At 36.7% G+C, this 9997-nt stretch carries 6 protein-coding genes and 1 pseudogene; 5 read left to right on the top strand and 2 right to left on the bottom strand.

Going from position 1 to position 9997, the window contains the following annotated elements; genetic code table 11:
* The 4 genes and pseudogenes from WFK35_RS16240 to WFK35_RS16225 all read left to right on the top strand — a co-directional run.
* Positions 1-203 (top strand): annotated as a pseudogene (locus WFK35_RS16240) (rod shape-determining protein MreD); the annotation flags it as partial.
* Positions 200-2233, top strand: a complete 2034-nt coding sequence (locus tag WFK35_RS16235; RefSeq protein ID WP_336733460.1) for a peptidoglycan D,D-transpeptidase FtsI family protein — start codon at positions 200-202, stop codon at positions 2231-2233. The pseudogene WFK35_RS16240 and the gene WFK35_RS16235, both read left to right, overlap by 4 nt.
* Positions 2230-3459 (top strand): rod shape-determining protein RodA, encoded by a 1230-nt coding sequence (gene rodA / locus WFK35_RS16230; RefSeq protein ID WP_336733459.1) that lies wholly within the window; start codon positions 2230-2232, stop codon positions 3457-3459. The genes WFK35_RS16235 and rodA overlap by 4 nt, the downstream gene beginning before the upstream one ends.
* 106 nt (positions 3460-3565) lie before the next feature.
* On the top strand, positions 3566-4144 hold the full coding sequence (locus WFK35_RS16225; RefSeq protein WP_336733458.1) for a pentapeptide repeat-containing protein: 579 nt from the start codon (positions 3566-3568) through the stop codon (positions 4142-4144).
* 661 nt (positions 4145-4805) lie between these two features.
* On the opposite strand, the gene WFK35_RS16220 is transcribed toward WFK35_RS16225, so the two are convergent.
* Both WFK35_RS16220 and WFK35_RS16215 read right to left on the bottom strand, forming a co-directional pair.
* Positions 4806-5519, bottom strand: coding sequence for a C40 family peptidase (locus WFK35_RS16220; protein ID WP_214588050.1), 714 nt, complete (start codon positions 5517-5519; stop codon positions 4806-4808).
* A gap of 443 nt (positions 5520-5962) precedes the next feature.
* Positions 5963-8158: a glutamine synthetase III family protein gene (locus tag WFK35_RS16215; protein WP_076391403.1), complete on the bottom strand. Its 2196-nt coding sequence runs from the start codon at positions 8156-8158 to the stop codon at positions 5963-5965.
* Between the two features lie 360 nt (positions 8159-8518).
* On the opposite strand from WFK35_RS16215, the gene WFK35_RS16210 reads away from it, so the two are divergent.
* Positions 8519-9997: DUF6909 family protein (locus WFK35_RS16210; protein WP_336733457.1), on the top strand; the 1479-nt coding region annotated here is incomplete at its 3' end.

The raw sequence follows: 9997 nt of genomic DNA, 5'->3' as shown, positions 1-9997 counted from the left end.
CTTTTCAGTCCCTGCAGTGGGCGCAGTTTTTACTGTTTTTATTTTCAAGTATCTTTTTGCATCAGCTTTTAGTTCAGTACATTGAATTCTTCAAGTTCAGCAGATTTTTTGAAATATTGCTTAATGTATTGGTAACTAGTTTAATTTCGTTTATATTTATAGTTATTTACGCATTAATCTTTAAAATCAAACAAAAAGTTTGAACACACGTTATTTAAAAATCTTTTCCGTTCTTATCGTTATCGCTCTGATTTTTGTGGCGAGAATTGCTTATTTACAGTTGTTTACGGATCGTTACGCTTTAAATGCAGCGAATACTTCCATTAAAATTGAATACGTTATTCCGCAAAGAGGAGTTATTTTTGACCGAAACGGTAAAATTCTGGTGGGAAATCAGCCTGCTTACGAAATTTCCTTCACTCAGGCTTTGATGCGTCCTGATTTTGATACTGTAGGATTCTGTAACCTGATGAAGATTTCGAAAAATGATTTCGTCAGAACCATCGAAAATATTAAAAAAGAAAAATATTATTCCAAGCTGACTCCTATGACCTTCATGAAAAATCTAAGCCGTGAAGACATTGCGAGAGTTCAGGAAATCATATTCAAATATCCTGCTTTCAGCATTGTTTCAAGACCTCAGCGACAGTATGAAGTTTCTACGTCAGGAAATCTTTTGGGATATACCAGTGAAGTTAACGAAAGAGAAATTAAAAAAGACTCTGCCTATTATTTACCCGGAGATTTCATCGGAAAAACAGGGGTTGAAAAAGCCTACGAAAAAGACCTTCGCGGAGTGAAGGGAATGAAATACATTCAGAAAGATATTAAACTGCGGAATGTAGGACCTTACAAAAACGGATCTTTAGACAAAGACGTTATCACAGGAAAAGATATTACACTAACCATAGACTACGATTTGCAGAGAATTGCTGAAGAAATGCTTGTCAATAAGCATGGTGCGATTGTAGCAATTGATCCCAATAACGGAGAAGTTCTGGTGGCTGCAACCGGACCGGATATCGATCCGAATCTTTTTACCGGACCGAATAAATCTAAAAACCTCTACGCTTTATCCAAAGATACAATCTACGAGAACAAACCGACTTTCGACCGGTCTTTACAGGCAGCTTATCCTCCCGGTTCTACATTTAAATTGTTAACGGCTTTGTCTGCGATGCAGATGGGTGTGATGGACGAAAATACAGTGTTTCCTTGTGGAGGCGGATTTAATTACAGAGGGTTGAGAATTAAAGGTCACGGTGGCGCAGATCCGCTGATTCCTGCTATTCAGGTTTCCAGTAACTGTTACTTTTCTTACGCTTATTTAGCAATTCTCAATAAATATCCCGGAAATCCTTCGAAAGGAGTTGACGAATGGAAAAAGATCATGAGCAGCTTCGGAGTAGGAGAATTTTTAAATAATGATTTTGCTGTAGGTGCAAAAGGAAGAATTCCTACCGGAGAGTTTTATGAAAAAAGAATGGCTTCAATCTATAAAGCAAGCGGCTCTAAAAAAGATCCTAAAAACTGGGATCCTTTAGCAACAGGGGCTGTTTTCAACGGAATGGGACAGGGCGATGTTCTGGTAACTCCGCTTCAGCTTGCCAATTATGTGGCTGCAATTGCCAATAAAGGATGGTATTATACTCCGCATATCGTAAAATCGATTGACGGAAAACCCAATCCTGATCCGAGATTCAAAAAGAAGCATCAGACTTTAGTTGATAAAAAGCATTTTGAGCCCGTTCTGAAAGGAATGGAAGCCGTAGTTTTAAGAGGTACAGCACATGGTTTAAAATCAAACGACTTTACCCAGTTGGCAAAAACAGGAACTGCGCAGGTTCCGCAGGGAAAAGATAATTCCATTTTTGTTTTAATTGCTCCGGCTGATAAACCTAAAATTGTGGTTGCAGCGGTAATGGAACACGCCGGATTTGGTGCAACCTGGGCAGGTCCAGCCTCAACGGTAATCGCCGAAAAATTTATTACGGGTGATCTGAAGCGTGAAAATCTCTACAAAAAGATGACTTCCTCAAGCTTTATGCCTGAATATAAAAGACAGTGGATTGCCGATCTGAAGCGCAAAGGATTGTACAAAGAACCGGTAGATTCTCTCAAGCAGAAAAGAATACAGGACAGCCTGAAATTTGTAAAAGAGCAGAAAGCAAAACTGCAGAAACAGATAGACATCGAAACGAAAAATAATAAAACAAAACCTGCTAAACAATGAAATGGGCAGAAGGAATAGATAAATTAGGTCTTGGCTTATATTTCCTGCTTTGTGCTTTTGCCATCGCAAATATTTATAGTGTAGACCAAAAGTTAGGAGAAAAACAGCTTATTTTCTTCTGCATTTCCCTGTTCGTCGGATTGGTGATTTTCGTGGGACGGAGCAAGTTCTTCGAAAATATGTCAGGAATTATTTACATTGGAGGTGTTTTACTGCTGATCGGGCTTTTTCCTTTTGGGAAAGAAATTCTCGGGCAGAAAAACTGGTATAAATTCGGAAGTTTTACCATGCAGCCTGTTGAGTTTGCAAAAATTGGAACGGCTTTAATGCTCGCAAATTATGTTTCCGGACCGGAATTTAATCTGAAAAACAGAAAGTCATTACTAACCACTTTGGCTATTGTCGGAATTCCGGCTATAGTGGTTCTCGCCATTCCCGATGTTGGTTCGATGTTGGTTTTCATCGCCTTTTTTATTGCCTTGTATCGTGAAGGATTGAGCGGAGTTCTGTTTGGTGTGGGATTTCTTTTTGCAGGGGTTTTCCTCGTCTCTTTGGCGATAGATCCGATCTGGGTTGCCATTACCATCGTTCTGATTATCGGAGGATACATTGCAATGAATTATTACAAAATGTCGTGGAATATTATTTCCATCTCAAGTATTGCGGGTTCGGTGCTGCTTTTATGTGGTCTGGCTTTCGGTGCGCCTTATATTTTAGAAAAACTGCCGAAACACCAGAGAGAAAGAATTGAGGTTCTTTTTAAAGGTGAAAAAGCATTCAGAGATACTTCCGGATATAATTTGTTGTATTCTAAAACGGCTATCGGTTCCGGAGGACTTTGGGGAAAAGGATACCGTGAAGGTTCCGTTACGCAGGGGAAATTTGTTCCGGAGCAGGAAACCGACTATATTTTCTGTACGGTAGGTGAAGAGTGGGGTTTTATAGGAAGTGCTGTTCTTATTCTTTGTTATATGATTTACATCGGACGAATTTATTATCTCGCGGAGCAGCAGAAATCGGGATTTAACCGCGTCTTTGGATATTGCTTTGCCTCGATTCTTTTAATGCACTTTACCATCAATTTAGGAATGGTAATGGGGCTTTTTCCAACCGTTGGTATTCCGTTGCCGTATTTCAGTTACGGAGGAAGTTCTTTACTGGCGTTCTCAATGATGACTTTTATTTTCTTTAAACTGAATTATTCGGATAAGAATAGTCTGGTTTAAAAGCTGAAAGCCGGAAGTGGGATGATGGAAGTTTAAAATGCTATGTTTTAATTTTCAAACTTGAATCTGCTAAATTCGCGAAATAAAATAACTCTCAACAAAGTTCATGAAAGAATCCTATTTTTCAGATCAGCATTTCGAGAACATAAATTTCACGCAGCCTTTAGACAAAGGTGAATATGAAAACTGTACTTTCCGAAACTGTAATTTAGAATATGCTAATCTTTCAGGCTATAATTTTAACGACTGCGAATTTGTTGGCTGCAACCTCAGCATGATGAATCTGGTTTCAACAGCTTTTCGGGATGTGATTTTCAGAGAATGTAAAATGTTCGGACTGCATTTTAACGATTGCAACGAATTCGGATTATCGTTTACATTTGAAAGCTGTCTTCTCAATAATTCCATATTTTATAAAACATCAATTAAAAAAACACTATTCAGAAATTCAAAATTAATTGAGGTCGATTTTTCTGAATGCGATTTATCGAGCGCAATATTTTCCGGATGCGATCTCTCCGGAGCTGTTTTCGACCACACCAACCTTGAAAAAGCGGATTTCCGTACATCGTTCAGCTATTCCATAGATCCGGCTTCAAACAGGCTTAAAAAGGCTAGATTTTCGCTTTCTGAAATTCATGGACTCCTTCATCAGTTCGATATTGAAATTGATAAAAACGGATAGGGTACAGTTGATGGTTAATTGTTGATCGTTGATCGTTTTGCTGTCTAATACCATTTTATCTTTGGATTTTCTGTACATAAATATTCCGTAGGAATTATATCTGTGCAGCATAAATGAAGAATGCAGAATAAGAACTCCGCAGGAGTTCAATTTCAAAGTATTTTAATAACAAAATGAGATAAGGATTGATCTAAGCTCAATCTCGAAGCTTTTACAGGTGAAGTTAGTTTGTTAAACTAACCTCAGTCCGGATTAAGAAATGAATTTAAATAATTGATTTACAGTGTTGTATTGATTTATCGCAAAGAAGAACAAAAGATTTTTTTACTTATTGAAAGTTTGTAAGCTAAACAAAGACACTTTGTTTATTTAAAAAAGACAAAAATGGTATTACTTTGATAAGTTTTACGCCTTTGTATATCTTAAAAGCTGAATTCCTGATAATTTAATCTCTTGGTTTAACCTTGCGTTTAAGAAGACTTATCCCGAACTCAGATTAAACTAAAAATAAATTATTTATCCTCTTAGTATTAGAAAAAAGCAATTCCCCTTCTCTGAAGGGGTGGATTTTGTGAAGCAAAAGACGGGGTAGTCAAAAATGAAACAATAAAAAAACCATCAAATTTCTGATGGTTTCATTATTTAAATCAATTATTTAAAATTAAAAACTTGCTGCGTTTGCTGCCGGAGTTGTTGTTGCAAGATTATTGTAAGCTTCTCCGTTTTCGTTGATGATTCTCTTTCCGAATCTGTATTTTGGACCCCAATAAGAATCATTTAATGAAGAAATCATGACTCCTTTAGAAGTTGCGGCGTGAATAAACTTCACTTCTCCGTCTTCAGTTACGCTTTCAACGATTCCTACGTGAGAAATTCTTCTTCCGTGAGAAAAGAAAATAAGATCTCCTTTCTGAAGGTTTTCTTTCTCGATTCTTTCACCTTCTTCAGATTGTGAAGCAGCTACTCTTGGTAAACTAAGACCTGCTGCAGCTCCGAAAACTGAAAGAACGAAAGCTGAACAGTCGATTCCGTTTCTTGTCATTCCTCCATATCGGTAAGGAGTTCCAAGATAAGTCTGTGCTTCGTTTAAGATGTTGTCAATTGTTGCGTTATGTTTGATTGCTTTTGCAATCTCAGAATTTTTGATAGAATTTTTTGTGTTGGCTAAAGTAGCTGCCTTTTCTGCAAGAAATGAGTTGATTAATTTCTGCTTATCCTGCTCCATTTTGTTTGTTTCAAGAGAGGCAAGTTTGGCATCTGTTTTGTATTCTTTAGCGTAAGTTGCTGGTTTTGAAACTACGTAGTTTGTAACACACGATTGTAACGATACAGTAGAGACGAAAGCAACTAGATAAAACAAAACTCTTTTCTTCATATATATTTGATTACCGTGTTAAAAAAAGGATAGTATATTTTCAAAAGCAATACAAAAATATAGAATCCGAGTAAAAGAGCCCCGATATGACAATTGTCAGGTTCTTTATTTAACACATTTTAACATAATTTTTACGTATGTTAAAAAAAAATAAACCGCAACCGCCTGTTTTGGGTAGGTGTGCGGTTTTTTTTATTAAGATTCTTTAACAAAATTATTGCGGATTATGGTAGAATAAAGGATAGTCAATCAAATTAATTCAAAATATCCCATTATAAATTTTGTTAATAAATGATTGGTTTTTCGGTTGTTTCAGGTTTTTAACTCTACTTTTTAATGCTTTTATAACAGTTATTGTTTTCGTTTTAACAAAGCATTCATAGCTCATAAAAAAAACTCCCCGATCAATCGGAGAGTTTCACTAATATGGAACTTTACAAATGTTACTTTGTAAATAACATTTCTCTGTATTTCGTCATTGGCCAAAGCTCATCATCTACCATCATTTCAAGATCGTCTGATGCATCTCTGATGGTGTCGAATAAAGGTTTTACCTTATTACAGTATTCTTCAGCCTGTTTTTGGCTCTCTGTAACTGCTTTTGCTGCTTCTCTTGCTTTAATAAGATCTTCAACGCCTACTTTAATTTTAGAAACATTCTCGGAAATGCTTGTAATTAAGCTCATCTGTTCTTTTGCCAAAGATTTGAATTCTTTGTCTCCGAAGATTTCTTTTAACCCTTTTACGTTCTCGATCAGTCTGTTCTGATAATTTAAAGCAGAAGGAATAATGTGGTTTCTTGCGATATCACTTAATACTCTTGCTTCGATATCAATAACCGTAGAATATTTTTCTAATTTGATTTCGTTTCTTGCTTCAACTTCTCTGTGCGTGAAAATTCCCATCTCTTCGTAAAGCGCTAAGAATTTCTCGTCCATTTCCTGCTTAAGAGCTTCCGGAGTTGTTTTTAAGTTATTTAAACCTCTCTTTTCCGCTTCTTTAGCCCAGTCATCAGAATATCCGTCTCCTTCAAACATAATGTTTTTACACTGTTTGATGTATTCTCTTAATACATTGAAGATCGCTTCATCTTTCTTAAGACCTGTTTCAATTAAAGCATCAACTTCTTTTTTGAAGTCGTTTAACTGTTTTGCAGCAATCGTGTTCATTACCGTCATGGACTCTGCACAGTTTGCAGAAGAACCTACCGCTCTGATCTCGAATTTATTTCCTGTAAATGCAAATGGAGAAGTTCTGTTTCTGTCGGTGTTATCCAACAGAATTTCAGGAATTTTTCCAACAACATTTAGTTTTAAATCTGTTTTTTCGTCCGGAGAAAGTTTTCCTTCCGTTACTTTTTCAAGCTCTTCCAAAACTCTGAACAACTGGCTTCCGATGAATACGGAAATAATTGCCGGCGGAGCTTCGTTCGCACCCAATCTGTGGTCGTTGCTTGCAGAAGCAATACTTGCTCTTAAAAGGTCTGCATATTCATGAACCGCTTTAATTGTATTGACGAAGAACGTTAAGAATTGTAAGTTTTTCTTAGGATTTTTTCCCGGGCTTAAAAGGTTTTCACCTGTATCTGTTGCCAAAGACCAGTTATTGTGCTTTCCGCTTCCGTTTACGCCTGCGAATGGTTTTTCGTGGAACAAAATATGGAAATGATGTCTGTGAGCGATTCTTGCCATAACGTCCATCAACAAAGAGTTGTGGTCAACAGCAACATTTACTTCTTCAAACATCGGAGCCAACTCGAATTGATTCGGAGCTACCTCGTTGTGTCTTGTTGTAACCGGAATTCCCAATTTCATACATTCAATTTCCAGTTCTTTCATGAAATTCATGACTCTTGTAGGAATTGAACCGAAATAGTGGTCATCCAACTGCTGTCCTTTTGCAGGAGAGTGCCCTAATAAAGTTTTCCCCGTTAATACAAGGTCTGGACGAGACTGATATAATGCAGAATCTACTAGGAAGTATTCCTGCTCCCAACCTAAAGTTGGTGTTACTTTCGTTACGTTTTTGTCAAAATACTGCATTACGTTGGTGGCAGCTTCGTCTACCGCGTTCAAAGCTCTTAGAAGAGGAGCCTTATAATCTAAAGTTTCTCCTGTGTAAGAGATGAAGATCGAAGGAATACATAGAGTAGTTCCCATGATGAATGCAGGAGATGTAGGATCCCACGCGGTGTAACCTCTCGCTTCAAAAGTGTTTCTGATACCTCCATTCGGGAAAGAAGATGCATCCGGTTCCTGCTGGATCAGTAAATTTCCGCTGAATCTTTCGATCGCTCTTCCACCTTCAATCGGAGTGAAGAAAGAATCGTGCTTTTCTGCCGTAGAACCTGTTAAAGGCTGAAACCAGTGCGTGTAGTGCGTTACACCTTTGCTCATTGCCCAATCCTTCATAGCCACCGCAACCTGATCTGCAATGTGTCTTTGGATTTTGCTTCCTTTTTTTACGGCATCCATAATAGACTGGAATGCTTCTTTCGTTAAATATTCTCTCATTGTTTCCTCAGAGAAAACATTCTGACAGAATAATTCTGATAATTTTACAGGAACTTCTACAGAATTATCTCTTCTGAAGTCCTTGAATGGTAAAGTTTCTAACGCTTTGAATCTTAAAGTTGACATATTAGGTTGATTTTTACGGGGCAAATTTACGAAAAAATTGAATCGAAAATTATTTTACCCTAAAAATTTAAGGGGTGTTTTTAAAATTTAATATAATTTTAAAATAATTGTAGTTTTTAGAGGGGCTGACTTTTAAAATTACATTCATACCTTAATTATATATATAGGATACTTTTTTAATATTAAGAAAATTTATTCCTGAAACTTTTAAAAACAAGCGGCGAAAATCTTAATTTTAAGACAGTAAAATATTTGTAGACTGATGAAGTGAGATTCGCTAAAACATTGATTGTTAAGTTAAAAATTTCATTTAAAATATTTTTCGTAACTTAGCAGACTTTTTATAAAAATTTTAAATATATGACAAATTCTAGAGCAAGAGAAACCACCGAGGCAATTGAAAGACTTTACATTTCTATGAGACATCTGTTTTATAGAGGTTTTTTCAAGCCGAGCGGAGTTTCAGGAGAAAGCATTAGAAGTTTGTTGAAGACGATCAATCCGGAAATTTACGGTACCATGAGTATTCCAGGGAAACTGGAACTCGATGGTTTGATGTATGTTTTAGACAGACTTCCAGAAGGAATTGAAGAATGCGCCTTCATTCATCTTACATCAGACGAAGGTTTTGATAAAGGAAGTTTCGAACCGATTGTTCCTAAAAAAAGAAGAAGAAACTGTTACAGAATCGATGAGCACCAGATGAACATTGAAGTTCTTTTGGGACGTTCGGAAATTTATGATATTCTTACCCACCTTACCTTTTTATTTATTGAGGCAGATAAAGTTCGCAATCTGGCTTTCATTCAGGATGAAAACTGGAAACCGACAAGAGCCTTCAAAATTATTGAAGAAGTGGTGAAAGGGGAGAAAAAATTCAGCAGAAGAGAAAAAGAAGTTGCCCTTATTCATTTATCTTCTTTAATAGGAAGAACGTTTGATGAAACTTTAAAGGCTTACAATACTTTCGGGGATGATGAAAATCCTGACCGTTTATTCAAAATCATCTACAACCTTGCGAAAGTAAGTCTGGAAGATGCAAAACAGACCAGAGAAAGAGAAATTCATTTCAGTGCTATTTTAAAGGAAAGAGTAGGACATCACTATTTTGGTGAAAAGTGGGCGAATAAAGTAAAAGAAGTTTTGTTTGAAAATAATCTTCACATGAGACCGCTTCACATCATTTCTGCGAATATGCACTCTGTGAAAAATATGCTGTATGCCAACGAAGCATTGAAGAAAAAAGATCATAAAGAAGTAGATTATAAAATGTACGGAGAAATTTCCGACAAAAAAGAACTTCGCGATAAAGTTTCAAAATACGCTTTGGAACAGGGAATGATCTACATTAATGACAAAAGCGGAAGTAATATTGATGTACAGATCATCGACCTCAGCAAAACAGATCTCAGAAATACACCTTTTCAGGATATTAAATTTGCAGGTGATGATGTCGTAATGGTTTTCGATTATGCATTCGGAGAACAGGCTTACGAGGTGATGGACGAATTGCTGAGACCTTACGAACATAAAGGGGAAGTGTACATGATGAAGGTAAAATCTGTTTCTATCATGGGGAAAGCAGGAATTCTTGCCGGAGGAAAAGGCGACATCATGATTCCAACCTCGCATATTTTTGAAGGAACAGCAGATAATTATCCGTTCGAAAATGCCCTGAAACTTGATGATTTCAAAGATGATGAATTAAAAGCTTTCGAAGGTCCGATGATTACCGTTTTGGGAACTTCGCTTCAGAACAGGGATATTCTTTCTTATTTTATGAATACTTCATGGAAAGCGATCGGTCTTGAAATGGAAGGAGCGCATTACCAGAAAGCA

The organism is Chryseobacterium sp. VD8 (assembly GCF_037149975.1).
Taxonomy (GTDB): Bacteria; Bacteroidota; Bacteroidia; order Flavobacteriales; family Weeksellaceae; genus Chryseobacterium; species Chryseobacterium indicum.
This window is presented reverse-complemented; position numbering and strand designations above follow the sequence as displayed.